This window comes from Pollutimonas rozaliensis, assembly GCF_048751585.1.
Classification (GTDB): Bacteria; Pseudomonadota; Gammaproteobacteria; order Burkholderiales; family Burkholderiaceae_B.
The window spans coordinates 275,052-298,694 of record NZ_JAZHOB010000006.1; the positions used below are offsets into that span (position 1 = coordinate 275,052).

24 protein-coding genes are annotated in these 23,643 nt (G+C 62.6%); 8 read left to right on the forward strand and 16 right to left on the reverse strand.

Translation table 11 applies throughout. The features are described from left to right. The first annotated feature begins 9 nt into the window (after nt 1-9). The 7 genes from V0R37_RS13190 to V0R37_RS13220 all read left to right on the forward strand — a co-directional run bounded on the left by V0R37_RS13190 (nt 10) and on the right by V0R37_RS13220 (nt 9,413). Complete coding sequence (locus V0R37_RS13190) at nt 10-1,143, forward strand: flagellar basal body P-ring protein FlgI (RefSeq protein WP_420374955.1); 1,134 nt, start codon at nt 10-12, stop codon at nt 1,141-1,143. Nucleotides 1,144-1,151: 8 nt separating this feature from the next. Further along, nucleotides 1,152-2,144 (forward strand): flagellar assembly peptidoglycan hydrolase FlgJ, encoded by a 993-nt coding sequence (flgJ, locus tag V0R37_RS13195; protein WP_420374956.1) that lies wholly within the window; start codon nt 1,152-1,154, stop codon nt 2,142-2,144. A 125-nt stretch (nt 2,145-2,269) separates the two neighbouring features. Next, entirely contained in the window at nt 2,270-3,913 is a 1,644-nt protein-coding gene (gene flgK, locus V0R37_RS13200) for a flagellar hook-associated protein FlgK (protein ID WP_420374957.1), read from the forward strand. Nucleotides 3,914-3,968: 55 nt separating this feature from the next. Further along, nucleotides 3,969-5,510: a flagellar hook-associated protein FlgL gene (gene flgL / locus V0R37_RS13205; RefSeq protein WP_420374958.1), complete on the forward strand. Its 1,542-nt coding sequence runs from the start codon at nt 3,969-3,971 to the stop codon at nt 5,508-5,510. A 74-nt stretch (nt 5,511-5,584) separates the two neighbouring features. Continuing rightward, entirely contained in the window at nt 5,585-7,087 is a 1,503-nt protein-coding gene (locus V0R37_RS13210; RefSeq protein WP_420374959.1) for a methyl-accepting chemotaxis protein, read from the forward strand. Then, on the forward strand, nt 7,072-7,626 hold the full coding sequence (locus tag V0R37_RS13215) for a hypothetical protein (protein WP_420374960.1): 555 nt from the start codon (nt 7,072-7,074) through the stop codon (nt 7,624-7,626). The genes V0R37_RS13210 and V0R37_RS13215 overlap by 16 nt, the downstream gene beginning before the upstream one ends. A gap of 62 nt (nt 7,627-7,688) precedes the next feature. Then, the gene (locus V0R37_RS13220) at nt 7,689-9,413 is read left to right on the forward strand and encodes a methyl-accepting chemotaxis protein (RefSeq protein WP_420374961.1); all 1,725 of its coding nucleotides are present in this window, start codon (nt 7,689-7,691) and stop codon (nt 9,411-9,413) included. An 84-nt stretch (nt 9,414-9,497) separates the two neighbouring features. On the opposite strand, the gene fliR is transcribed toward V0R37_RS13220, so the two are convergent. The 13 genes from fliR to fliF all read right to left on the reverse strand — a co-directional run bounded on the left by fliR (nt 9,498) and on the right by fliF (nt 20,798). After that, entirely contained in the window at nt 9,498-10,286 is a 789-nt protein-coding gene (gene fliR / locus V0R37_RS13225) for a flagellar biosynthetic protein FliR (RefSeq protein ID WP_420374962.1), read from the reverse strand. 76 nt (nt 10,287-10,362) lie between these two features. Further along, nucleotides 10,363-10,632 carry a flagellar biosynthesis protein FliQ gene (gene fliQ / locus V0R37_RS13230; protein ID WP_264131919.1) on the reverse strand — a complete coding sequence of 90 codons (270 nt, stop codon included), beginning with the start codon at nt 10,630-10,632 and terminating at the stop codon, nt 10,363-10,365. A gap of 10 nt (nt 10,633-10,642) precedes the next feature. Beyond that, nucleotides 10,643-11,398 (reverse strand): flagellar type III secretion system pore protein FliP, encoded by a 756-nt coding sequence (fliP, locus tag V0R37_RS13235; protein ID WP_420375036.1) that lies wholly within the window; start codon nt 11,396-11,398, stop codon nt 10,643-10,645. A gap of 51 nt (nt 11,399-11,449) precedes the next feature. After that, a complete protein-coding gene (gene fliO, locus V0R37_RS13240; protein WP_420374963.1) occupies nt 11,450-11,782 on the reverse strand; it encodes a flagellar biosynthetic protein FliO in 333 nt (110 codons plus the stop codon). Between the two features lie 8 nt (nt 11,783-11,790). Next, a complete protein-coding gene (gene fliN / locus V0R37_RS13245; protein ID WP_420374964.1) occupies nt 11,791-12,336 on the reverse strand; it encodes a flagellar motor switch protein FliN in 546 nt (181 codons plus the stop codon). Between the two features lie 10 nt (nt 12,337-12,346). Beyond that, a complete protein-coding gene (gene fliM, locus V0R37_RS13250; protein ID WP_420374965.1) occupies nt 12,347-13,339 on the reverse strand; it encodes a flagellar motor switch protein FliM in 993 nt (330 codons plus the stop codon). After that, entirely contained in the window at nt 13,340-13,774 is a 435-nt protein-coding gene (locus V0R37_RS13255; RefSeq protein ID WP_420374966.1) for a flagellar basal body-associated FliL family protein, read from the reverse strand. A 224-nt stretch (nt 13,775-13,998) separates the two neighbouring features. After that, complete coding sequence (locus tag V0R37_RS13260; protein WP_420374967.1) at nt 13,999-15,411, reverse strand: flagellar hook-length control protein FliK; 1,413 nt, start codon at nt 15,409-15,411, stop codon at nt 13,999-14,001. 12 nt (nt 15,412-15,423) lie between these two features. Then, nucleotides 15,424-15,873, reverse strand: a complete 450-nt coding sequence (fliJ, locus tag V0R37_RS13265; protein ID WP_420374968.1) for a flagellar export protein FliJ — start codon at nt 15,871-15,873, stop codon at nt 15,424-15,426. Next, a complete protein-coding gene (gene fliI, locus V0R37_RS13270; RefSeq protein ID WP_420374969.1) occupies nt 15,866-17,353 on the reverse strand; it encodes a flagellar protein export ATPase FliI in 1,488 nt (495 codons plus the stop codon). The genes fliJ and fliI overlap by 8 nt, the downstream gene beginning before the upstream one ends. Then, the gene (gene fliH / locus V0R37_RS13275) at nt 17,350-18,102 is read right to left on the reverse strand and encodes a flagellar assembly protein FliH (RefSeq protein ID WP_420374970.1); all 753 of its coding nucleotides are present in this window, start codon (nt 18,100-18,102) and stop codon (nt 17,350-17,352) included. Before fliH ends, fliI begins: the two co-directional genes overlap by 4 nt. Continuing rightward, entirely contained in the window at nt 18,095-19,096 is a 1,002-nt protein-coding gene (gene fliG, locus V0R37_RS13280) for a flagellar motor switch protein FliG (protein ID WP_420374971.1), read from the reverse strand. Before fliG ends, fliH begins: the two co-directional genes overlap by 8 nt. Further along, nucleotides 19,083-20,798 (reverse strand): flagellar basal-body MS-ring/collar protein FliF, encoded by a 1,716-nt coding sequence (fliF, locus tag V0R37_RS13285; RefSeq protein ID WP_420374972.1) that lies wholly within the window; start codon nt 20,796-20,798, stop codon nt 19,083-19,085. Before fliF ends, fliG begins: the two co-directional genes overlap by 14 nt. A 337-nt stretch (nt 20,799-21,135) precedes the next feature. On the opposite strand from fliF, the gene fliE reads away from it, so the two are divergent. Then, complete coding sequence (gene fliE / locus V0R37_RS13290; protein ID WP_420374973.1) at nt 21,136-21,468, forward strand: flagellar hook-basal body complex protein FliE; 333 nt, start codon at nt 21,136-21,138, stop codon at nt 21,466-21,468. A 2-nt stretch (nt 21,469-21,470) separates the two neighbouring features. Here fliE and V0R37_RS13295 read toward each other — a convergent pair whose 3' ends face one another. The 3 genes from V0R37_RS13295 to V0R37_RS13305 are packed head-to-tail and all read right to left on the reverse strand — an operon-like array spanning nt 21,471 to nt 23,628. Beyond that, the gene (locus tag V0R37_RS13295) at nt 21,471-21,794 is read right to left on the reverse strand and encodes an EscU/YscU/HrcU family type III secretion system export apparatus switch protein (RefSeq protein WP_420374974.1); all 324 of its coding nucleotides are present in this window, start codon (nt 21,792-21,794) and stop codon (nt 21,471-21,473) included. Then, the gene (gene fliK, locus V0R37_RS13300; protein WP_420374975.1) at nt 21,791-23,299 is read right to left on the reverse strand and encodes a flagellar hook-length control protein FliK; all 1,509 of its coding nucleotides are present in this window, start codon (nt 23,297-23,299) and stop codon (nt 21,791-21,793) included. Before fliK ends, V0R37_RS13295 begins: the two co-directional genes overlap by 4 nt. Beyond that, a complete protein-coding gene (locus tag V0R37_RS13305) occupies nt 23,296-23,628 on the reverse strand; it encodes a flagellar protein FliT (protein WP_420374976.1) in 333 nt (110 codons plus the stop codon). Before V0R37_RS13305 ends, fliK begins: the two co-directional genes overlap by 4 nt. Nucleotides 23,629-23,643: the final 15 nt, after the last annotated feature.

The following is a 23,643-nucleotide window of genomic DNA, read 5'->3' on the forward strand; positions in this document are numbered from 1 at the left end:
GTGCCGGCTTTGATTTCCTATTTCCTCGACAAGCTGGGCCGTTACGCAAGCGCGCTGGCGCTGGGCGCGCTGTGCGCCGCGGCCTTTGGCCCGGCCCAGGCGGAACGCATCAAGGACCTGGCCTCCATCCAGGGCGTGCGCGCCAACCAGTTGATCGGCTACGGTCTGGTCGTGGGCCTGGACGGCAGCGGCGACCAGGTGCGTCAGACCCCTTTCACGCAGCAAAGCCTGACCAATATGCTTTCTCAGTTGGGCGTGACCGTGCCGCAGGGCACCAATATGCAGGTCAAGAACGTGGCGGCGGTCATGGTGACCGCCAAGCTGGCCGCGTTTGCCCAGCCCGGGCAAACCATGGACGTGGTCGTGTCGTCCATGGGCAATGCCAAGAGCTTGCGCGGCGGCACCTTGCTGATGACGCCGCTGAAAGGCGCGAACGGCCAGGTCTACGCCATTGCGCAAGGCAATTTGCTGGTCGGCGGAGCCGGCGCGCAAGCGGGCGGGTCCAGCGTCCAGGTCAACCAGCTTAACGGCGGCATCATTTCCAACGGCGCCATCGTCGAACGCAGCGTGCCCACCATTTATGCCCGCGACGGCATTATCAATCTGGAACTGAACAACACCGATTTCGGCACGGCGCAGAGCATGGTGGCGGCGTTGAACCGCCAGTTTGGCCAGCGCACCGCCACTGCCCTGGACGGGCGGGTCATCCAGGTGCGCGGCCCCGTCGACCCGGCGGCGCAAACGGCCTTCCTGTCGCAGGTGGAAAACCTGCAGGTCAAGCTGCCGCCCGCGCGCGCCAAGGTGGTCGTCAATGCGCGCACCGGATCGGTGGTCATGAACCGTACCGTCACCATAGACGAAGCGGCTATCGCCTATGGCAATCTTTCGGTGGTCATCAGCCGTAATTCGCAGGTCAGCCAGCCCGATACGCCTTTCGGCGGCGGACAGACCGTGGTGACCGACAGCACCGATATCGAATTGCGCTCCGACACCGGCAGCCTGCAGCGGGTCACCACCAGCGCCAACCTGGCCGATGTGGTGAAGGCCTTGAACGCGCTGGGCGCCACGCCGCAGGATTTGCTGTCCATATTGCAGAACCTGAAGAGTGCCGGCGCCTTGCGCGCCGACCTGGAAATCATATAGGGGGCGATATGGCATTCGTACAGTACATTCCCCGTCCCAGCCACGGCAACATTGCTTCTTCGCTTGACTTCAGCGGATTGAACAGCCTGAAGCAGGGCGTTCGATCGGGCGCAGGCGCGTCGCCGGAGGCCCAGAAAGAAGTGGCGCAGCAGTTCGAGGCCTTGTTCATCCAGCAAATGCTCAAGCAGGCGCGGCAGGTTTCGGTGGCGCCCGGCGCGTTCGACAGCCAGCAGACCCGGCTGGCGCAGAGCATGAGCGATGAGCAGATGTCTTTGCAACTGGCCAATCCGGGCATAGGCCTGGCCCAGGCCTTGCTGGATCAGATCCAGGCCGCACAGGGCGGGCCATCCGGTGTCATCGCCGGCGGATCGACGCCGCCGGAATTGGCCAGCTCGCGCCTGCCCGGCCTGACGTCGCGGATAGGGGACGGCCGCCGCAACGATGCCTCGTCGATAGACAGTCTGATCAATCTGTTGACCCGTAACCCGTTTACCGAAAAAATCTATTCGGCCATCAAGGGCGCGCCCGATCACATTCAAAGCTTTGTTTCCAAGATGTCCAGCGCGGCCCGCGTGGCCGCCAATCAAAGCGGCGTGCCGGAAAAACTGATCCTTAGCCAGGCGGCGCTGGAGTCGGGCTGGGGCAAACGCGAAATCATGCGACCCGACGGCTCCACCAGTTACAACCTGTTCGGCATCAAAGCGACGTCTGGCTGGAAAGGCGATGTCGTGCATATCACGACCACCGAGTTTGAAAACGGTGTGGCCAAAAAGGTAACGCAACCATTCCGAGCCTACGGTTCGTATGCCGAGTCCTTTGCCGATTATGCACGCTTGATAAGCGAAAATGAGCGCTATAGCGAGGTCGTTGCCGCCACGTCGGCCGAAGATGCCGCCCGCAAGATACAGGCGGCCGGCTATGCAACCGACCCGGCGTATGCGGAAAAGCTGATCTCCATCATGTCTTACTTCGACTCGGGGTCGATCAAGCGGGCGGGCTGAGGGCGGATAGGCCAAACCGAGGTTGAGCACAGAGCTAAACCTTTTGGAGCTGCAGCCGTTAATACGGTACATAGTATTTAAATACAGATGGATGATAGTCCAGCTGACTGAACGCGGAATCCTTCATGAATCTATCCAATCTGGGTCTTAGCGCTTTAACGGCGGCGCAAAACCGCTTGCAAACGGCCGGCCACAACATCAACAATGCGGCCACCGAAGGCTATAACCGCCAGTCCGTGTTGGTTGCAACGGCCGGTGCCGCCTCTACCAGCGCCGGTTACATCGGCCGCGGTGTGCAGGCCGTTACGGTGCAGCGCGCCTACGACGGCTTTTTGTACCGCCAGTTGGTCAATGCGCAGACCACGGGCGCGTCCATCGCCACCTATGGCAATGAAATCACCCAGATCAATAACCTGTTCGCCGATCGCACCGTGGGCATTACACCCGCCCTGCAAAAATTCTTCGACGGCATCCAGGCTGTGGCATCGGCGCCGGCCGATAGCGCCGCGCGCCAGGAACTGCTGGGCCGCGCCAGCAGTCTGGTGGGCCAGATCAACGACAGCAATGCCTTTCTGGACAGCCAGCGCAATAACATCAATACCCAGTTGACCACGGTCGTAACCCAAATCAACAGCTATGCCGAACGCATACGCGATCTGAATACTCAAATCACCACGGCGTACGCCACCGCATCGCAGCACGCGCCCAACGACCTGCTGGACCAGCGCGATCAACTGGTTTCCGAGCTTAGCCAACTGGTGGAAGTGAAGGTCATCGAGCAAGACAGCAGTTTCAGCCTTACTGTGGGCAACGGCCAGATTCTTTTAGGGGGCGACACGCTATTCCCGCTGCATGCGCAGCCTTCGGCCGACGATCCGGCGCGCGTTGTCGTGGCGTACTCGGCGCCCGGCCCCAACGGCAGCACCCTGAAGCTCGAGCTGGACGAAAGCCGCATCAAGGGCGGTACGCTGGGCGGTCTTATCGCCTACCGCCGCGATGCGCTGGATACCGTGCAGAACAACCTGGGCCGTCTGGCCGTAGGTTTGGCCACCGCCGTCAACGCCTTGCATAAGCAAGGCGAAGATCTGAACGGCGTGGGCGGCGGCGATTTCTTCAACTTGGGTACAGTCGAAGCCCTCCCCGGCGCTCGCAACGCCGGCGCAGCGGTGCTGAATATCGATTTGGCCGACGCCAATCAGCTTACGGGTCAAGACTACCGGGTAGAACGTACCGCCACCGGTTATACAGTTACCAGCATTCCCAATGGCACGACCACCGCGCTGACCGGCACCACCGGTACGGTTGACGGAGTAAGCTTCGACTTCACCGGCGGCGCGCCCGCCGTGGGTGATTCCTGGCTGGTGCAGCCCACCCGCGCGGCAGCGGCGAATTTGTCGCTGGCCATCAACGACCCGGCCAAGATCGCCGCCTCGGCGCCCGGCACCGGCACAGCCAATGGCGACAATGCCTTGGCCCTGGCCGAGCTGCAAACCAAGAAGCTTCTGGGTAACGGCGCCATGAGCCTGAACGAGTCGTTTTCGCAGATCGTCAACAAGGTTGGGGTGCTGACTCAGCAGAATGCTACCCAAGCCAAGGCCCAAGCTACGCTGATTCAGCAGAACTACGCGGCGCAGCAGGCGGTGTCGGGCGTGAACCTCAACGAAGAATATGTCAATTTGGACCGCTATCAAGAGCAGTTCCGCGCGGCATCACGACTGATCGATGTCAGTTCCACCTTGTTCGATACCCTGCTGAGTTTGCGCAGTTAATTGGACGCCCTGCATTTTTGATTGATTAGTCGCTTATTTTTTCAGGATTTTCACCATGCGTATTAGTTCCACCTTGTTTTTTCAGACGGGACTGAATTCCATCAACGCGCAGCAGTCCGACCTGATGCACCTGTATCAGCAGATCGGCAGCGGCCGACGCATGGTGACCCCTGCCGACGATCCCTTGGCGGCGGCGCAAGCCATCAACATCAGCCAATCGCAATCGCTGAACAAGCGCTTTGCCGATAATCGGGACGTTGCCAAGAGCAACCTGGGCATCGAGGAAAACACCCTTAATTCGGTTACCACGCTGCTGCAGGACATCAAGACACGCTTGATCGAAGCGGGTAACGGCACCATGGCCGACGCCGACCGCGCCACGCTCAGCAATGTGCTGGCCAGCGCGCGCACCAACCTTCTGGGCCTGGCCAACGCCACGGACGGCAGCGGACAGTATCTGTTCTCGGGCGCCAAGGGCAATACCGCCGCCTTCCAGGAAGTGAACGGCAAAATCGTCTACATGGGCGATCAGAACCAGCGCAACATCCAGGCCGACCAGACCCGGCGCATCGCCGGCAGCGACGTTGGCTCGGATATCTTCGATCGCGCCGCGCCTGGAACCAGTGTTTATCTATCGACGGCCGGTGCCGCCAACGCCGGCACTGGTCTGATCAGCAAGCCATCGATTACCGATCCGGCGGGTGCGGGCATTGGGCAGACCTATACCATTACGTTTACGTCCGCTACGGACTATACGGTTGATGTGTCGGATTCCTCCGGTGCCGCGGTCTATAGCTATACGGGCACGGGCTATGCGGCCGGAAGCACCAAGTCGATTGCGCTGCAAGGCGGCGTGCAGGTGGAGTTCTCCGGACAGCCGGCGGTGGGCGATAAGTTCGTCGTTGAACCCGCCAGCGCTCCGGCGTATACGGCGACACCGGGCGCGGCGCTTGATCCCAGCGTAATTGTCGGCACGCCGCGCGTGTCCGATCCTTCATTGGCTGATCCGGCCAACAAGTTTACTGTCCGGTTCACGTCGCCTACGACCTATGAAGTGGACATGACCGACGGCGACGGCAATGTCACGGCCAATATCAGCAACGGCGTTTATGATCCCCTGGCATCCAATACCCTGGAACTGTCCAACGGCATGCAGTTGCAGGTATCGGGGGCGCCCATCGCCGGCGATACTATCGAGGTCCAGGCCACAGCCGCAGGCACCAATACCAACCTGAACATCTTCGACACCCTGGACAGCATCATCGCCGCGCTGGAAAACCCCATGCAGGGCGACGAATTTGCTACGGCGGCCTTCCAGAACACATTGGCCACCGCAATACAGCGCATCGACGTCAACTACAACAACGTGTTGACCGTGCGCGCGTCGGTGGGTTCACGCATGAATGAACTGGATGCGCTGGATGCCAACGGCGCCCAGCGCAGCCTGGGCTATAGCTCGCAGTTATCAAAAATGGAAGACCTGGACTACTACACCGCCACGACGCAATTGCAGCTTCGTTCCTCGGCGCTGGAAGCGGCTTCCCTGGCTTTCCGAAAAATCCAGTCGCTCAGCCTGTTCAACATGGGTTCGAACTAGCAGGACGCTTAATCCGGAGCGGAGACACCGCCGGACAGATTTCCCGTCGTTTTGGTGTGAAGTGAGAATAATAGATGAGCCTCAAGCAATTGCAACTTAAAGCCACGCTTTCCATCGTTGTGATTTTCCTCTCGGTATTGACTCTTGTCGCCGTGGGGGTCGGCTGGAACAGCCAGTCCACGGTGCTCGCGCTGGTGAGCGGCGGCGGCAATGCCGGTGCCCTGCAATCGCTGGAGCAGCATTTCACCTGGACACATTATGCTTTCGTGGCGCTGGCCGTGTTGGCCGTGGTGCTGGCCTTGCTGGCTTATGTCGTCTTGTCGCGCGCGGTTCTGCGTCCTCTAAAGCAAGTGGGCCAGCACTTCGAGCACATGGCGGCGGGCGACCTGACTCAGCGCATCGAAGTCGAGTCCGAAAATGAAATCGGCATGTTGTATTTTGCGCTCAAGCGCATGCAGGACAGCCTGGGCCGCATGGTCGGCACGGTGCGGATGGGTATGGAGCAAATCCATGCCGGGTCACAGCAAATCGTTGCCGGCAACACCGATTTAAGCGGCCGAACCGAGCAGCAAGCCGCGGCCTTGCAGCAAACCGCCGCCAGCATGGAAGAGCTGGCCAGCACCGTCAAGCAGAACGCCGACAACGCCCGTCAGGCCAACCAGTTGGCGGCCACGGCCTCCGACGTCGCGCAGCGCGGCGGCCAGGCCGTGGGCGAGGTCATCTCCACCATGGAAGGCATTTCGGCCAGCTCGCGCAAGATATCCGACATCGTGGGCGTCATCGACAGCATCGCGTTCCAGACCAATATTCTGGCGCTGAACGCCGCCGTGGAAGCGGCGCGCGCCGGCGAACAAGGCAAGGGTTTCGCCGTCGTGGCGTCCGAAGTGCGCGCCCTGGCGCAGCGCAGCGCCCAGGCGGCCAAGGAAATCAAGGGCCTGATCGAAGATTCGGTCAAGAAGGTGTCCGAAGGCTCGGCGCAGGTCGAGCGCGCGGGCGACACCATGCAAGAGATCGTCAGCTCGGTGGCGCGCGTCACCGACATCATGGGTGAAATCTCCGCCGCCACCACGGAACAATCGTCGGGCATCGATCAGATCAATCGCGCCGTGTCCCAGATGGACATGGTCACGCAGCAGAATGCGGTGCTGGTCGAAGAGGCCGCATCGTCCGCCGCCAGCCTGCGCGAACAGGTATCCAGCGTCAGCGGCGCAGTGTCGGCATTCAAGACGACGGGCAGGGAAGTGATTGACGTTTCCGCCAAGCAGATCGCCGCCGCGCCGAAGCAGCGTCCCGCCGTGGCCAACGCGCCCGCGGCTGGCAGGCCTCAGCCTGGCTCGGCCGCCGCTCTAGTGGGCCATGGGGCTGCGGCGCCCGCCCGGCGCAATTCGGAAGCGGATATTCGCGTACCGGCTGCTGACAAGCCGGCCCCAGATGCCAAGCCGGCGGCGGCTGTCCGGCCTTCCGCTGGAAGCCGGCCGGCTCCGGCCCAAGCCGCTGCGCCGGCTCAGCCTTCTTATGTGATGAAGTCGGGATCGGGCCGCCAGTCGGCCAGCGACGACGATTGGGTCGAGTTCTGATCATGCCGGCGCATGGCTTGCTTCGCCGCTTCTTTCCAGCCTTGCTGCTTGCCCTGACGGGCATGCTGGGCTTGAGCGCATGCAGCACCACGGGCAATAATTTTGATTCGGCCGCCATGCCATTGCTGGCGCCCGGCCAGACCACCATGACCGAGGCCAGTGTGCTGCTGCATGCGGAGCCGGTCAATGTCTATCGGCAACAGGACGGATCAGCCCTGGCCATCTGGTCGCACAAGCTGACGCTGGCCACCGACGCCGTGTACTTCAATCAGGAACTATGGCTGGCCTTCGGGCCGGACGGCCGTTTCCAGCATGTTGTGAAAAGCGTGAATATTCCGCGCGCCTATGAATATGGCGAACAAAATCAGACCGTTCCCTACGACACGCGGGTGCGCCAGGCGCCGGCCGCGGCAACGGTGAATCCAGAACATTCGGCAGGCGCTGTTTCCGCCGATGGCAGCAACCCTGCCGCAACGTCCGACGCATCGTTATCCGGCGTCATACCCAAGCCCGCGCATACTTACCCGGTATTGCAGTAGATCTATAAAAACAGCAGTTTCTGCTTGTGCTCATGCACCCATAACGCTATTCAGGTTTAATTATGTCCAACTCGATGCAGTCTCCCATCACTGAAAAGAAAAGCAAAGCACGCGGCAAGCGCGGGTTCCGTTTTGGCGATGCCAAAGTCAGCTCCATTTTGATGCTGGTTCTGGCCACTTTCATGATTCTTATCGTGGCGGTGGGCGGGCTGGGCGCCTGGTTTCTGCAGAACAACCTGAATCAGGTCAATGCCATGCAAAAGCAGAACAAGCTGGCGCAGAGCGTGTACAAGCTGGGCAACGATATGCTCAGCGCGCGCGTATCGCTGCTGGTGGCCGCGCGCTACCAGCAGGAAGCCGCCGCGAACAATGACGCCAAACTGAGCGAGGCCGGCAAGGCCATGCTGTTGGCCGCACACGGCAAGCTTGAAGATGTCCAGAAGGGTTACGACGAGTTCCGCAAGGATACGCCCGAGACAGCCGACGGCCGCCGCCTGGCGACCCGCATCGTCAGTTCCTACCGGCCTTACCTGGACGATGGCATCGACCCTATGGTGCAAGCCCTGGAAAGCCAGGACTACACCACCTTCTACTTCGTCAACAATGAATTCGGCATCGCCCGCAGCGAAGCGTTCGATCAATCCATCGAGGCTTTCGTGAAGCACGTCGACAAAGTGCAGGCCGGTTTCTACGATGATGCCGTGGCCAGCTTCAGCCAGGCCCTGATAGCCATCGGCGTCGCGGTGATCATCGGCTTTGTGCTGATGATCATCATGCGCATCGTCTTCGGCCGCGTCGTGGTCAGGCCGCTGGTCGAAGCCGGCACGCATTTCGACCGGATTGCGGGCGGTGATCTGACCCAGCGGGTGGAGGTGCGTTCGCGCAACGAGATCGGCGTGCTGTACGAAGCCTTGCGGCGCATGCAGGAAAGCCTGACGCGCACGGTGAGCACGGTGCGCCAGGGCGTGGAAGAGATCACGCTGGGTTCGCGCGAGATCTTCATGGGCAACACGGACCTGAGCAGCCGCACCGAGCAGCAGGCGGCGTCCTTGCAAGAGACGGCGGCCAGCATGGAGCAGTTGGCCAGCACGGTGCGCCAGAACACGGATAACGCCACGCAGGCCGACACGCTGGCCAAGAGCGCGTCCGATGTGGCCGCGCGCGGAGGCCAGGCGGTCTCGGCGGTGGTGGACACCATGAGCGAGATCTCCACCAGCTCGGGCAAGATGGTCGAGATCGTGGGGGTGATCGACGGGATTGCGTTCCAGACCAACATTCTGGCGCTGAACGCGGCGGTGGAAGCGGCGCGGGCGGGCGAGCAGGGCAAGGGCTTTGCGGTGGTGGCGGGCGAAGTGCGCTCGCTGGCGCAGCGCAGCGCGCAGGCGGCCAAGGAGATCAAGGTGCTGATTGAAGAATCGCAACTGAAGGTGGCGGCCGGGGCCAAGCAGGCGGGCCAGGCGGGCGAGATCATGCAAGAGGTGGTCGGTTCGGTGCAAGGGGTCACGACCATCATGGGCGAGATCTCCTCGGCCTCGCACGAGCAGTCCGACGGGATCGAGCAGGTGAACCAGGCGGTCACGCAGATGGACAGCGTGGTGCAGCAGAACGCGGCGCTGGTCGAGGAAGCGGCGGCGGCGGCCGGCTCGCTGCAGGATCAGGCCACGCGCCTGGCCGAAGCGGTGGCGGTGTTCAAGATCAATGCCAATGAAGTCATCGACATGCAGGCCAAGGCGGTGGAAGTATCGGGTCCCACCGGCTACAACGCTCTGGAAAGCTCCTACTCCTGATCACTCGGCAGCAGCAAGGAAAAGCGCCGCGATTCATCGCGGCGCTTTTTTACTTTTTACTGACCGATGCGGCGGTACTCGTCTTCAAGACCCTGCCAGGGCCTGCGCCAGGCGCGCCATGGTGCTGTAGCCGCGCTCGAAAAAGCGGGCCAGGAAGGGCGCCGACTGGGGCAGCACGACAGCCAGCAAAACTAGGCCGGTCATCAGGCTGATGGGAAAGCCCACGGCGAATACCGACAGCTGCTGAGCGGTCCGGTTCAGGATGCCCAGCGAAAGATTGATGGTCAGCAGCACGATGATGAGCGGCAGCGCCAGCAGCATGCCCGATACCATCACTTCCGAGCTCCATTCAAACAATATGCCCCAGCCGTTGGGGTCCAGCGACCCCACCTGTATGGGCAGCACGTCGAAGCTGCGGATAATGCCGCCCAGCATCATCAAATGGCCATTTAGCGCCAGAAACAGCAGCATCGCGACGATGTTCATGATGCGCGCCAGCACCGCCGTGTTCGCGCCCGTGGCGGGATCGAAGAAAGACGCGAAGGACAGGCCCATTTGCAGGCCGATGAATTCACCGGCGGTTTGCACAGCGGCAAACACGATGCGCATGACCAGTCCCAGCGCCATGCCGATAAGCACCTGCTGCAAGCCTATCCACAGGCCTGCGAACGATGCGGTGGGCACAGACGGCATGGGGGCCAGGGCGGGCGCGATGGCCACCGTCAGCAGAACCGAGAAACCTACCTTTACTCGTAGAGGTATTGCCGAGTCGCTCAGCAGGGGGGCTGTGCCCACCAGCGCCAGGATGCGGAAGAAGGGCCATAGAAAGGCATTCATCCACGCATAGAGCTGTTCGATGTCGACCGAAATCATAGGCCGGGCGCTGCGGCGACTCCGTATGCGGGCCGTGGGCGCCGGAATCGGGCAAGCGAATCACGCGGGCGCGGCATCAGGACACCAGGCCGGGAATCTGTGAAAACAGGGTTTGCATGTAGTCGACCATGGTGGTGATAAGCCATGGGCCCAGCAGGACCAGCGCCGCGCCGACCGCCAGAAGCTTGGGGATGAACGACAAGGTCATTTCGTTGATCTGCGTTGCAGCCTGAAAGATGCTGATGAACAGGCCGACGACCAGGGTGACCAGCAACAACGGACCCGCCATGGTCAGCGCGACTTTCATGGCAAGGTAAGTCATGGACATGACGGTTTCGGAATTCATGCGCCTACCCCTACTGATAGAAGCTTCGGGCCAGAGAGCCCAGAAGCAAATGCCAGCCGTCGGCCAGCACGAACAGCATAAGCTTGAACGGCAGCGAAATCGTGACCGGCGGCACCATCATCATGCCCAGCGCCATCAGCACGCTGGCGACGACCAGGTCGATGATGAGGAAAGGTATGAATATCGTGAACCCAATCTGGAACGCCGTCTTCAGCTCGCTGGTGACGAAGGCCGGCACCAGGACACGCAGCGGAACCTGTTCGGGGCTGTCTATCTCCGGCACATTGGCCATGTTGGCGAACATGCTCAAATCCGTTTCCCGCGTCTGGTGCAGCATGAAAGTGTGCAGCGGCTTGATGCCCCGGTCCAGGGCTTCCTCGAAGGAAATGACCCCTGTGCTGAGCGGCTGGTAGGCCGTGCTGTAGATCTGGTCGAACACCGGCGACATGGCGAAGAAGGTCAGGAACAGCGACAAGCCGATCAACACGGAATTGGGCGGCGAGGCGCCGGTACCCATCGCATTGCGCAGCAGGCCCAGCACGATGATGATGCGCGTGAAGCCCGTCATCATCATCAGCATGGCCGGCAGGAAAGACATCATGGTCAGCAGGACCAGTGTCTGGATGCTCAGCGACCAGGTCTGGCTGCCGTTCTGGTTGGTCGTCGACGTAATGGCCGGCAGCGTGGCTTGCGCCAGCGAGCTGGACGGAAACCAAAGCAGCGCCAGCAGCAGGCCCAGCAGAACGGCCAGGGGCAGGGCCGGCATGCGGCGGCCGCGCGGCGGCGCGATGGCGGAATGAATAGGGGGGAACGGCACCTAGCGGCCTCTCAGGACTTTGCCCAGGGCCGACGCGAAGGTGGGGGGATCGGGGCGGACCGGCGTTTCGGCGCCGGTGGATTCGGAAGGAGGCAGAGTATGAAGCAGGGATATCTGGTTGGCGGTTACGCCCAGCACCAGCCGGGCGTCTTCGACTTCGACCATCGTGATATAGGCGCGGGCGCCCAGACTTTGGGTGCTGAGCACTTTCAGTTGCTGGGAACCCATGCCGCGCAGCCAGCCGGCCCGCCGCGTCATCCAGGCGCAAGCCAGGATCAACGCAACGATGAAAACCAGGCTTATGACCAGGCGCAGGACGGCGGCTTCGGACATGCTTGGGACTAGCGGCGGCTGTTCAGGCGGCTAAGACGGTCGGAGGGCGTGATGATGTCGGTAACGCGTATGCCGTACTTCTCGTCGACAACGACGACTTCGCCCTGCGCGATCAGGTAGCCGTTCACGAAGATATCCATGGGTTCGCCGGCCAGGCCGTCCAGTTCCACGACCGAGCCTTGGCCAAGCTGCAGGATGTTCTTGATCGTCAGGCGCGTGCGGCCCAGTTCGACCGACAGCTGCACGGGTATGTCCATGATCATGTCGATGTCGCTGTTGCCCTGCACATCGTTGTCGACCAAAGGCTGGAACACGTTCAGCGCCGGGCTGGCGGGAGCCGGGGTGCTTACGGCGGCGGGTGTCGGGCTTGGCGTCGCGGCGGTCTGCTCGGCCAGCGCGCTGGCCCAGTCGTCGGCTTCCTGCGCCAGGCCATCGGCCTGCGTGGTTTGTTTTGTCTGGGCTGCCTGCTGTTCGGACAGCGCAGCCGCCCAATCGAGATCCGCGCTTTCGGGCGCTTCGTTCTCTTTCGCGGAATCGTTGTTGGGATCAGTCATTTAGGTGTGCTCAAGTGAGGTCGGTTTCAGAGTTCGCCAGTATTTTTTTTACGCGCAGCGCGTATCGGCCGTTGAATGTGCCATAGCCGCATTCCAGGACTGGAACGCCGCCCACGTTCGCGGTGATGGTCGGGTGGACTTCCATGGGCAGCACGTCGTTGACCTGCAGCTTCATGAGTTCGGCGATGCTGGTCTGTATTTGCGAGAATTCGGCCACCAGTTCGACATCGGCGCTGCGCACCTGGCGCGACAACTGGTGTATCCAGCGCTGGTCTATGGCTTCGACGTTGGCTTCCTGCAGCGGCCGGGTCAGCAGGTCGCGCACCGGTTCTATCATCGAGTAGGGCAGGCAGATGTTCAGGTTGCCGCCCGACGCGCCCAGTTCGATATTGAAGGACGAAACCACCACGATCTCGTTGCCGCTGGTGATGCTGGCGAACTTGGTGTGCATTTCCGAACGGATGTATTCGAATTCCACCGGATACACCTGTTCCCAGGCGCCGCCGTAGCTTTCCAGCGTCAGATTCAGAAGGCGCCGGATGATGCGCTGCTCGGTCGTGGTGAAGTCGCGGCCCTCGACCCGGGTGTTGTAGCGGCCGTGGCCGCCGAACATGCTGTCGATGACCAGGAACACCAGGTTGGGATCGAAGGTGAACAGCGCCGCGCCGCGCAGGGGTTTCATGGCAACCATGTTCAGGTTGCTGGGCACCGGCAGGTTCCGTTCGAAATCGGAATATTTCTGTATGCGTATGGTGCCGACGGTGATGTCGGCGTTGCGACGCATGAAAGTCAGCAATACCGAGCGCAGCCGGCGGGCGAAACGCTCGTTGATGAGCTCCAGCGTTTGCATCCGATGGCGCACCACGCGATCGGGCGAGCTCAGGTCGTAGGGCCGTACTCCGCTTAAGTCTTGGGCCTCGCCGGATTTCTCGCTGCTTTCGCCGGTTACGCCGGCCAGTAGCGCATCGACTTCATCTTGCGAGAGAAGGCTTTGGTAGGACATTTATTGAATCACGAAAGCAGTGAACAGGACGCCGTTGATCAGCGGACCGCGCGGCTGGGGTGAATAGGGTGCTTCAAGGTCCTTGGTCAGCACCTGCACAAGGGCGGCCCGGCCCTGGGCGGTCTGGACGTAATCGGGCTTCTGCTCGGACAGCTTGCGCAGGATGCGGTCGCGCACTTCGGGCATGTAGTTCACGATCATGCGGCGCGAATCCTCGTCGGCCACGCGCAGCGTTACGGCTACATACAGGATGCGGCTGCTGCTATCGCCACGCAGCGTCACGGTAAACGGTTCCAGCGGCGTGAAGATGGGGGTGGGTAGTGGCGCGGGCTTGTCCGGCGTGGCTTCGGTGCTGGCCGGGCCGCTGCCGATCTTATCGTACAGAAACAGGGTGGCGCCGACGCTGGCGACGACGATAAGAATAATCGCCAGCATAGATTTGACTAATTTGGCGATTGCACTGGGTTCGTTTTTGGCCATGACCGGTCGACGTGGGTTACTGGTGGAAGAAGTTGCCATCGTGGTGGTTCGCGTGCGCGGATGCACGCGGGATTTTGTTCAAGTTATCACATTGTGGCGCAATCGGGCGAGTGCGATCATGTTGAATAAGGGATCGAAAGCTTGGTAGCTCCGGGGTTTGATGGAGGGCTTCACGGCCATCAGGCGAAGGTGTCGACCAGCGCATCGGGCGCGCGGCTGCGCGCGGCCGACTGCGCAATGCCGCCATCCGGGCCCGCCGCGTTCACGGCGCCGCCGTCGGCTGCTTCGCGCCGGCTGTTCCCGAACGATTCATTGAACGCCTGCTGAGGCTGGTTCTGGTCGCTGACGCTGGTCTGGCCCAGGGATATGCCTGCCTGCGCCAGCGATTGCTGCAACTGCGACATGGCGTTTTCCACAGCCTGCCGCACTCCTGCATGAGGAGAAACAAAAACGGCGTGAGCCACGTTGTCGCTGATGTTGATCGTAATACGCAGAGGCCCCAGTTCCGGGGGATCGAGCCGAAGTTCAGCTGTGTGGGGCATGTTGTGCCCGCCTTGGGTAATCGATACGAATTGGCGTCCAAGCTCCGAAGCCCACTGCGGGCTTTGCAATGGCGCTCCGATGGCGGGGGGGGCGGCTTGCAGGCCAAGGTTGGCGAGCAAGGCCGATCCATTGGCCGGCAGGCTGGCGGCGCCGGCGGAATGGCCGGCGGCCAGAGAGCCGATTTGCGCTGCTGCCAGTTCGGTATTGCCGGCGGCAATCATCCCGGTATCGGAGGCGCCATGGCGTGCCGCACTGGCCATGGCTGCTGAAACCTCGGGCAGCACCAGCTTGATCTGGCCATCGCCGGATGCCTGGGCGCGAGCCTGCATGGTCAGCACAGCCTGTCGGGCACCCGCCAGGCTGGCCGCCTTGTTGGCGCCCAGCAGCGTTGCTTGCGGCATCGGTGCGATTGGGGCGGGCGGCAGGCCGGCGGAAGGAGCGTTGACCAGCGGGTTGGCAGTCAAGTCCTGGACGGGCTGCTGAGCCGCTGATGTGTTTCGCGCAACGGCCGATACATTGGCGGTTACTCTGCTTGCGGCCAAATCGGCGGCAAGCGCGGGTTTCAAGGGGGCTTTCCCGCCATTGGCGGCGGGATGCTCCGGCATCGCCGGAGTGCGAAGGCCCGCCGCATCGACAGCCTGCGTCTTGGCCGTATGGGAAGACTGCTGAACCGCGGCGGCCTCGGCCGCGATCGTCAGGGCGATTTGCGGAAGGGTCAGGCCTTCCTCGGCGGCGGCCTGGGCCAGGGCCAGGGCTTCATCGCCTTCCTTGGCGTTCTTGTCGGCCGCGTGGCCTTTCTTGTCTGTGGGATTCTTTCCCTCGACGGCGGAGTCCTGGCCGTTCGCGGCGGTCGGCGCGGCGCGTGACGGTTCGGTGCGTGACGGTTCGGCGCGTGACGGTTCGGCGCGTGATGGTTCGGCGCCGCGCTGGCGCGTCAGGATGGTGGAAAAAGGGGTGGCGCTGTCAGGCTCGGATCCGCCGCCATTCTGTGTGCGGCCGGCGTTGCCCGGGGCAACGGGCGGGGCAGCGGAAATCGTAGGTGTATTCATGGTTCAGCCTGATCAATGTGGTTGGCGCGCCCGGCGGTACATATTGGCCGAAATCTCGTCGCTGGCAAGCTGCTCGGTCCGGTTCTCTCGCACCAGCTGCAGCCGGTTTTCCCGCGCCTGCAAAGCTTCGAACGAACTCAGGCGGCGTTTTTCCGCATGCCAACGCTGGCGCCCGCTCTCGAGTTTGCCGTCAATATGCGCTACGACCCTATTTTGCTGCGAAATGGCCTCATCCAAAGTAGCGATAAACTGCCTAAAATTGTGGTAGTTCGACGATGAAAGACCCGTTTCGGTCGCTTTTTGCAGCCGCTCGGCATAGTCCTGGCGGTAGACCAGCAAGGTGGAAAGCTGCGTTTCCGCGTTATTTCGTTCCGCCATCAGCAACTGCAGCTGCTTGCCCGCCTGATCGGCACCCTCTTTGGCCAGATCGATCAGGACAGGCAATGAAGAATGCTTAGCCATGGTTCATTCCTTGAAACGGCACTCCCGGAGCAGGGTTGTTCCTGCCCAGTAGCGTGGCCAATTCACCGGCCGCCGACGGATAGTCGATCCGCGTTTCGATGCCTTGCTGAAGATAGGCCTCCAGCCAGGGGTACTTCTCGATGGCTTCATCGATTTGCGGATCATTGCCGGGCGTATAGGCGCCCACGGCGATCAAATCGTGATTGCGCTGGTAACGCGAAAGCATTTTCTTGAACTGATGCACCAGCGTGAACTGCTCCTTGGGCACGACGGCCGCCATCACGCGCGATATGGATGCCTCGATGTCGATGGCCGGATAATGGCCCGATTCCGCCAGGCTGCGAGACAGCACCACGTGGCCGTCCAGGATGGCGCGCGCCGAATCCGCAATGGGATCCTGCTGGTCGTCGCCTTCGGTCAGGACGGTGTAGAACGCGGTGATTGAACCGGCGGGCCGATTGCCCACGGGAGCGCCATTTCCGGCGCGCTCGACCAGGGCCGGCAGCTTGGCGAATACCGATGGCGGATACCCCTTGGTGGCGGGCGGTTCGCCGATAGCCAGCGCGATTTCGCGCTGCGCCATGGCGTAGCGGGTCAGCGAATCCATGATCAGCAGAACATGCTTGCCCTGGTCGCGGAAGTACTCGGCCAGCTTGGTTGCATAGACGGCGCCCTGCAGGCGCAGCAGGGGCGAGACATCGGCCGGCGCCGCCACCACGACCGAGCGCTTCAGGCCTTCGGCCCCAAGATTGAGCTCGATGAACTCCTTGACTTCGCGGCCCCGTTCGCCAATGAGTCCCACAACGATCACATCGGCCTTGGTGTAGCGGGCCATCATGCCCAGCAGCACGCTCTTGCCCACGCCCGAGCCGGCGAACAGGCCCATGCGCTGGCCCCGGCCCACGGTAAGCAGGCCGTTGATGGCGCGCACACCCACATCCAGCACGGTGTCGATGGGCGCGCGGGCCAGCGGATTGATGATTTGCGCGCCCAGCGGAGCCGAGCTGACGTTGTCCAGAGGGCCCAAATCGTCCAAAGGCCGGCCGGCGCCGTCCAGCACCCGGCCCAGCAGGGCGTCGCCCACCGGCAAGTGGCGGGACAGCACGGGAGGAGGGCCGATATCGTCGCTGGCGCGCAAAGGCAGCGGCACCCGGCTTTGTATGGAGGGTTCCAGCGGAATCACGCGAGCGCCCGGAGGCAGGCCCGAGATATCGCTTTGCGGCATCAGATACAGGGTGTGGCCATGGAAGCCGACCACTTCCGCGTCGGCCCAGTGGTTCTGTCCGGGCGCTATTTCGATCTTGCAGGCCGCGCCGACGGCCAGGCGCAGCCCGGTCGCTTCCAGCACCAAGCCGGTGGCGCGTGTGATCCGGCCGCTGACATGCCACGATTCGGTGGCCGATACACGCCTTGCTCCCGCTTCCAGCTGGGCTTGCCAGCGGGCCGTCGGCGTGGGCAGAAGGTCGGAAGCCTGGGTCACCGTTCGTCCTTGGCCGCTGCGGCTTTGTGGCCCAGCGACGAGGTCACGCGCTGCCACCGTGTCTGCAGCGTGGCGTCGATGCCGCCCAAGGCGGTTTGCGCAATGCACCCGCCTCGCTCGATCGAAGCATCGGGCGTCAGGCGCCACTTGCCCGAGCCCGGATCGCCGTCCAGGTATTCTTGGACTAGCGCCAGGTCAGCGGGGTTGACGCGCAGTGTAAGCATGGTTTCCCTGCCGGTATCCACATGCGTAATGTCGCGCACGATATCCAGGATTTTTTCGGGTTGGGCCTCCAGCGTGCTGCGTAGAACTTGCTCGGCAATCGTGATTGCCAGCGAAATCAGCGCCTGGCCCATCTCCGCCTCGATCGATGCGATCGATGCGGCGCAGTCCTGCGCCAGCGCTTGAAGCTGGGTGGTTTCCTGCTGCGCGCGCTCCCGGCCCGAGACATGTCCGGCGGAAAAACCGGCCTCATAGCCTTGACTGTGGCCGGCCTTGTAGCCCTCATCGGTGCCGGCTTCCAGTCCTTGCGCATGGCCGGCGGCATAACCCTCGGCATGTCCGCTGGCCTGCGCCGCGTCATGCAGGCGCTTGACCTCTTTTCTTAGCATCTCCGGGTCCGGCAGGACCTGGGTGGGCGCGGCGCTTGTCTTGACGGGCGCGGCGGCCGGCGGGGCATCGAACGATGCCATCTCCCAGCGTTTCCATGTTTCGGCTACGCGTAGAGGGGCCGGCCTCTTGTCAGACATACTCGTCGTTCCCCAGGCCGCCCAGGGTGAACTGGCCGGCTTCGGCCAGCTTGCGGGCGATCTGCACGATGTTCTTTTGCTCTTCCTCGACCTTGGACATGCGCACCGGACCTTGGGCTTCCAGATCGTCGCGCAGCATTTCGGCCGCCCGGTTCGACATATTCTTGAAGAATTTCTCGCGCAGTTCTTCCGGGGCGCCCTTCATGGCGATGGTCAGCGAGGCGGTGTCGACCTCTTTCAGGATCATCTGGATGGCGGTATCTTCGATGCCCACCAGATTTTCGAAAACGAACATCTCGTCCACGATGCGCTGCGCCAGATCGGCGTCCAGTTCGCGCAGGCTGGCCACCACCGCGTCTTCCTCGGCCGAATTCATGAAGTTCAGTATTTCGGCGGCGGTGCGCACGCCGCCCATCTTGCTGCGCTTGGCGCCCTGGCCCGACAGCATGCCGTTCAGCACATCGGTCAGTTCGTGCAGGGCGGCCGGCTGTACGCCGCCGAAGGTGGCGATACGCAGCATGACATCGTTGCGCAGGCGCTCGTTCAGCAATGCCAGCACTGCCGATGCGCGATCGCGCTCCAGGTGGACCAGGATGGTGGCGATGATTTGCGGATGCTCGTCGCAGATCAATTCGGCCACGCTGTTGGCGTCCAGCCAGTTCAGCGCGTCGATGCCGTTGCCGCCTTCGCCGCCTTCCAGTATGTCTTCAATCAAGCCCGCGGCGCGGTCGGTGCCCAGCGCCTTGGTCAGCACGGACCGTATGTATTCGTCCGAACCCAGGGTGACGGCCATGAACTGGTCGGCTTCCTGGCGGAACTCCTCCAGAACCCCGTCGACGTCGGCGCGGGTAATCTGCTTGAGGTTGGCCATGGCGGCGCCAATCTGCTGTACTTCGCGGGCCGAAAGGTACTTGAAGACTTCCGCTGCGGCATCTTCGCCCAGGGACATGACCAGGATTGCGCACTGATCCAAATCGGAATCAACGGTTGCCATCTTTCTTTTCCATCCAAGAACGCAACACCATCGCAACGGCGCGTGGGTCTTTTTCGGCCATCTTGCGCGCCGTGCTCAGGTTTTCTTCGTAGCGGTTCATTTCGGAAGCCAGGCGCTCCGCCACCGCCATCTGTTCGCGGTTCTTTTCCGCTTCCAGCGCTTCCGCCTTGCGCTTTTCCTTGACGGCTTCGGAGTCGGCCAAGAAGGGCTTCACGACCGAGCGCCAGAGAATGAAGATGACCAGTGCGATCAACAGGTATTGAATCAGCTGCATTGCGTAATCCAGATACACGGGGTTCTTCCAGACGGGCGGCTCGACTTCGCCGGCATCGCTGAACTGGCTGTTCACCACGCTTAGCGAGTCGCCGCGCTCGGCGGAATAGCCCATGGCCTGCTTGACCAGATCATTCAGTTTATCAAGCTCCGCCTGCGGCAGCGGTTCGAGTTCGCCTTCGTTGTTGCGGTAGTTCACCACCACCGCCACGGACAGGCGCCGCAAGGTTCCCAGGGGATTCTTGACGTGGCTGATCGTACGATCGACTTCGTAGTTGATGGTCGCGTCGTTGCGGGAATTTCCTGTGCCTTGAAGCAGATTGCCGCCGCCGGCCAATGCGGTCGCGGTGTTCTGGCCCGGAGTGCCGGCCGCCGGGGCGCCGGCCGCCGGGTTGGCGGCTGCCGCGTTGGGCGCGTTCGGATTCGCGGGGTTCTGATTGGGAGCCGGCGGCGTCACGATGGGCGCCGTGGCATTAAGCGGAGGCTGGTTGGTCAGCGCGCCGGGAACACCTTCGGGCGGCAGGACATTGTGCTGCACCGATGCGCTGGTCTGTTCGCTGCGCACCGCTGCTTCGCCCGGCTTCTGGTTGGGCCGGTAGACTTCCGATGTCTGCTCGCGCTGCGCGAAATCCACGTCGGCGCTGACCTGGGCGCGCACATTGCCGGAACCCACCAGCGGATTCAGCAGGGTCAGGATGCGCTGGACCGTGCGCTGCTCGATGTCGTTGACCAGGTTGCGCCGGCTGCCGTCAGCGCCGGCTTCGCCCGTGGGCGCGGTCAGCAGGCGTCCGTTCTGGTCGACCACCGATACCTTGTCGGCGGTAAGGTGCGGAACGCTGGAGGACACCAGCCAGGTAATGGCCGCCACTTGCGCATCGCTAAGGCTGCGTCCGGGATAGAGCGTCAGCAGGACCGATGCCGTGGGAGGCTGGCGATCACGCACGAAGAGCGATTCGCGGGGTATGGCCAAATGCACGCGGGCGCTTTGAACGGCATGCACGGCCTGGATGGAGCTGACCAGCTCGCCTTCCAGGGCGCGCTGGTAGTTGATCTGTTCGGTGAACTGGCTGGCGCCGAAGCGGGTCTGATCCATGAGCTCGAACCCGGCCTCGCCGCTGCGGGGTAAACCCTGCTGGGCCAGTTGCAGGCGCGCTTCATGAACCTTGTCCGCCGGGACCAGTATGGCATTGCCCGTACTGGCCAGCTTGTAGGGCACGTTCATTTGTGTCAGCGCGGCCACGATGGCGCCGCCGTCCCGGTCCTCGAGGTTCGAAAACAGAACTTTGTAATCGGGTGTGCGCGCCCAAAGCAGCAGCACGACCACAACGGCCACAGCGGCCGCCGCGGCGCCAAGAAGCGCTGGTTTGGGCCAACCGCTGATTTTCTCCAAAGCAGGAAAACGCGCCAACAATTGCGCCGACTGGCTCATTGACGGCCTCTGTCGCTGGGTTGGTTCTGGCGTAAGAAGAACGTCAAGCAGTGGGTTGGCAAGGTGTACATGCGGCAAGACAAAGGTAAGAGAGCCTGAATTATTGCGCGTAAAGTAAAACCCGCAAGCGTCGAAAAACACGTGTTTTGGGTGTCATTTAGCTCTTATGGATCAGGGCGGGCCGACAAGCCCGGATGGGACTATAGCCTTTGCGGATACGCCGGGTATCAGGTGAAAAGAAGGGTGATTTGACGCTTGATGCGCCGCTTGGCGGCGGGCCTTATTGAGTACATTAGGCAAGCGGCGATCCTCGCCCTGTCAGGACTTATTTACCACTATGGCCATACAACACCTTTCCGCCATCGAGAACATGCTGTCGCAAATGCGCGCCGTGGCGCAGGCCGCGTCGTCGACGCCTTCGTCCGCGAAAAGCACAGTCGTCAATAACGGCGGCTTCGCCGCGGAACTGGCGCGTTCGCTGGATCGTGTATCGACCCTGCAGAACGACTCCGCCGCCCAGGGACGCGCATTCCAGATGGGCGCGCCCGACATCTCGCTTAACAACGTGATGATAGACATGCAAAAGGCCAGCATCGCCTTCCAGGCGACCGTCCAGGTCCGCAACCGCTTGGTCGCCGCGTACCAGGAAATCGCCAGCATGCCTGTATAGGGCTAGGGCTTAGGAGCCCCCAGCAGGTCTTCCCGCTTTCCGCCACCGGCACCGCCTTCCAGCTGATACAGCCACGCCAGCAGCTCCGCAATCGCCACGTACAGTTCCGGGGGAATGTGGGAATCCAGATCGACCTGCATCAGCAAGCCAACCAGCTCGGGCGATTCGTGGACATACAGGCCGTTGTCCTTGGCCGTGCGGATAATGTTCTCGGCCAGTGTTCCGTAACCCTTGGCGACCACTCTGGGCGCGCTGTCGCTTTTGTCGTAGGCGATGGCGACCGCGCTGGGGCGGCCGTCATCAAGTGGACGGGGGCCGGTCTTCATGCCGCGCCTCCGTTGGCGCGATCCGCGTCCGCCTGCTTGCCGGCCTGGTTGCCTGTTTCCGCGGCTTGGCTTTGACTCTTATCTATTTCGGCGCCCATGCGCACAATCGACGTGGGGCTTGACGCCTTTTCCTCGCTGGCAATGGACAACTGGCTAAGCTGCAGGCCCTGCGCGGAATAGCGTCCGCGCAAAGCCTCGGTGTGCCGGCCCAGCAACCCGGCTGAATCGGGCGCCACCAGATGCATGACCAGTTGCCGGCCCGCCAGCGTCAGTTGCGCCTGCACTTTACCAAGCTCGGGCAGATGGATGTTGATGCGCGTGGCCCAGTGTTCGGTCTGGGGCGATGCATCATCGCCTTGCGCATCGCGCCGGGATATCTCCCATTCCATCGGGGCGTCGGGCCAGGCTTCTCCCCGCCAGGCGAATGTCTGGTTGGCCAGGACCTCCAGTTGTTGCCGCACCAGCAAATGGGTTTGCGGATCCATGCCGCTGGCCAGCAGGGCGGGGGCATGCTGAGAGAGCGCTTGTGCAGTGCTGACGCCGGCTTGATTGCCGCCGGCGTCGCCGGCGCGGACCGCCGTGGTGTTGAGAGCAGCGTTCTCGGCTGCGCCGCGCGCCCCGCCTGGCTCGCCGGAAGCGGGTAGGGATGCATGGGATGGAGCGTTGCCGGCAGGAGCGCGTCCGGCCTGGGCTTGTGGTTCCAGCATCAGTTGTGCCAGGTTCTGCTTGCCGAAAGCCAGATTGCCTAGATGCGATTCGTAGAACATGCCGCTGGTCTGCAACACCTGGGCCAGCGTCTGCGCCAGTTGAGCCGGTGCGGCGGCGGTTTGCAGCGCCGTGCCGGCCGCTGCCGCAGCGGAGGCGCCGGCCGAAACCGGTCCGGCGGTATTGGCGCTTCCCGCAGTGCCGGCAGTGGCGCCCGCAGCAGAGCCGACAGTGGCGCCGACAGATCCGGAGCCCGCCGCCGCCGCGCCGGCCGCTGATTGGCCGGCGGCGCCCGCCCCGCGTCCCGCAGTCTGCTGCGCGCCGTCCACGGGCGCCTGGCCCGGCGATTGCGCGCGCGCGTCGACAAGAGGGTTGGGTCGGGTTTGCAGCAAAGGCTGCTTGCCTTGAAGGGCGGCAGCCTGCTCCGGGTAGTTGGCTAACAGCGCCAATATGGTTCTTGCCGCCTGGCCCAGAGTCGTGGGGGCCGATGGCGTGGTTGCGGTATTGGTCAGGTTGCTGCCGAGCAGCAGGGCGGCGGTCCGGGCGTCCAGTCGCGCTTTATCCACCGCGCCCCGGCCTTGCTGCTCGGTCTGGGCCGTGGCGCGATCGACGATTTCGCGTGGATGGCGCTGGGTTTCCGTGCGGGCCGCGTCGGCGCGTTCCGGGTTGGCGGCCTGCGTGACCGCATCGGGACGGGCGCCCGTGACCAGATTGGCTTGTTGAGACAGGGTGGTGCCCAGCGCGGCATCAAGTCGCTGCACCAGCAGCGTGCCCAGTGCCGAGGGGGCGCCTATGCTCATTGCTTAAGCAGCGGCGCGCAATAGGCCTGTAGAACGGTATGCTGCCGCTTCATACTGCCCAATAGCATGCCTAAACGGTTCAGCTCCGGCGCGGCCAACAGGCGTATATTGGCGTCGTCGTCCAGGATGCGTGTAAGCAGGTCGCGCCGGGCCAGGCGGTCTTCGTCGCTAAGCTGATTCAGGCTGCGCAGCGATTCCACCGCGGCCTGGTATTGTTCGCCCAATGTAACGACCTCGTCCCAGTGGTTGGCGCGCGCCTCGCTAAGCATGCGGCTGGAAATCCCCGCAATGACTTCATACTGGCGCAGGATGGTTGACGATTTGCTCATAATTAACGTTGCACG

Bases quoted from the DNA above. Each gene is read 5' to 3' on its own strand.
- flgJ (WP_420374956.1), top strand. From the start codon at position 1,152: ATGGCATTCGTACAGTACATTCCCCGTCCCAGCCACGGCAACATTGCT.
- V0R37_RS13220 (WP_420374961.1), top strand. From the start codon at position 7,689: ATGTCCAACTCGATGCAGTCTCCCATCACTGAAAAGAAAAGCAAAGCA.
- fliG (WP_420374971.1), bottom strand. From the start codon at position 19,096: ATGGCAACCGTTGATTCCGATTTGGATCAGTGCGCAATCCTGGTCATG.
- flgL (WP_420374958.1), top strand. From the start codon at position 3,969: ATGCGTATTAGTTCCACCTTGTTTTTTCAGACGGGACTGAATTCCATC.
- fliP (WP_420375036.1), bottom strand. From the start codon at position 11,398: ATGCCGGCCCTGCCCCTGGCCGTTCTGCTGGGCCTGCTGCTGGCGCTG.
- fliN (WP_420374964.1), bottom strand. From the start codon at position 12,336: ATGACTGATCCCAACAACGATTCCGCGAAAGAGAACGAAGCGCCCGAA.
- fliM (WP_420374965.1), bottom strand. From the start codon at position 13,339: ATGTCCTACCAAAGCCTTCTCTCGCAAGATGAAGTCGATGCGCTACTG.
- flgK (WP_420374957.1), top strand. From the start codon at position 2,270: ATGAATCTATCCAATCTGGGTCTTAGCGCTTTAACGGCGGCGCAAAAC.
- V0R37_RS13305 (WP_420374976.1), bottom strand. From the start codon at position 23,628: ATGAGCAAATCGTCAACCATCCTGCGCCAGTATGAAGTCATTGCGGGG.
- fliJ (WP_420374968.1), bottom strand. From the start codon at position 15,873: ATGGCTAAGCATTCTTCATTGCCTGTCCTGATCGATCTGGCCAAAGAG.
- V0R37_RS13210 (WP_420374959.1), top strand. From the start codon at position 5,585: ATGAGCCTCAAGCAATTGCAACTTAAAGCCACGCTTTCCATCGTTGTG.
- V0R37_RS13255 (WP_420374966.1), bottom strand. From the start codon at position 13,774: ATGCTGGCGATTATTCTTATCGTCGTCGCCAGCGTCGGCGCCACCCTG.
- fliR (WP_420374962.1), bottom strand. From the start codon at position 10,286: ATGATTTCGGTCGACATCGAACAGCTCTATGCGTGGATGAATGCCTTT.
- fliF (WP_420374972.1), bottom strand. From the start codon at position 20,798: ATGAGCCAGTCGGCGCAATTGTTGGCGCGTTTTCCTGCTTTGGAGAAA.
- V0R37_RS13295 (WP_420374974.1), bottom strand. From the start codon at position 21,794: ATGAAGACCGGCCCCCGTCCACTTGATGACGGCCGCCCCAGCGCGGTC.
- fliK (WP_420374975.1), bottom strand. From the start codon at position 23,299: ATGAGCATAGGCGCCCCCTCGGCACTGGGCACGCTGCTGGTGCAGCGA.
- fliQ (WP_264131919.1), bottom strand. From the start codon at position 10,632: ATGAATTCCGAAACCGTCATGTCCATGACTTACCTTGCCATGAAAGTC.
- V0R37_RS13260 (WP_420374967.1), bottom strand. From the start codon at position 15,411: ATGAATACACCTACGATTTCCGCTGCCCCGCCCGTTGCCCCGGGCAAC.
- fliH (WP_420374970.1), bottom strand. From the start codon at position 18,102: ATGTCTGACAAGAGGCCGGCCCCTCTACGCGTAGCCGAAACATGGAAA.
- fliO (WP_420374963.1), bottom strand. From the start codon at position 11,782: ATGTCCGAAGCCGCCGTCCTGCGCCTGGTCATAAGCCTGGTTTTCATC.
- fliE (WP_420374973.1), top strand. From the start codon at position 21,136: ATGGCCATACAACACCTTTCCGCCATCGAGAACATGCTGTCGCAAATG.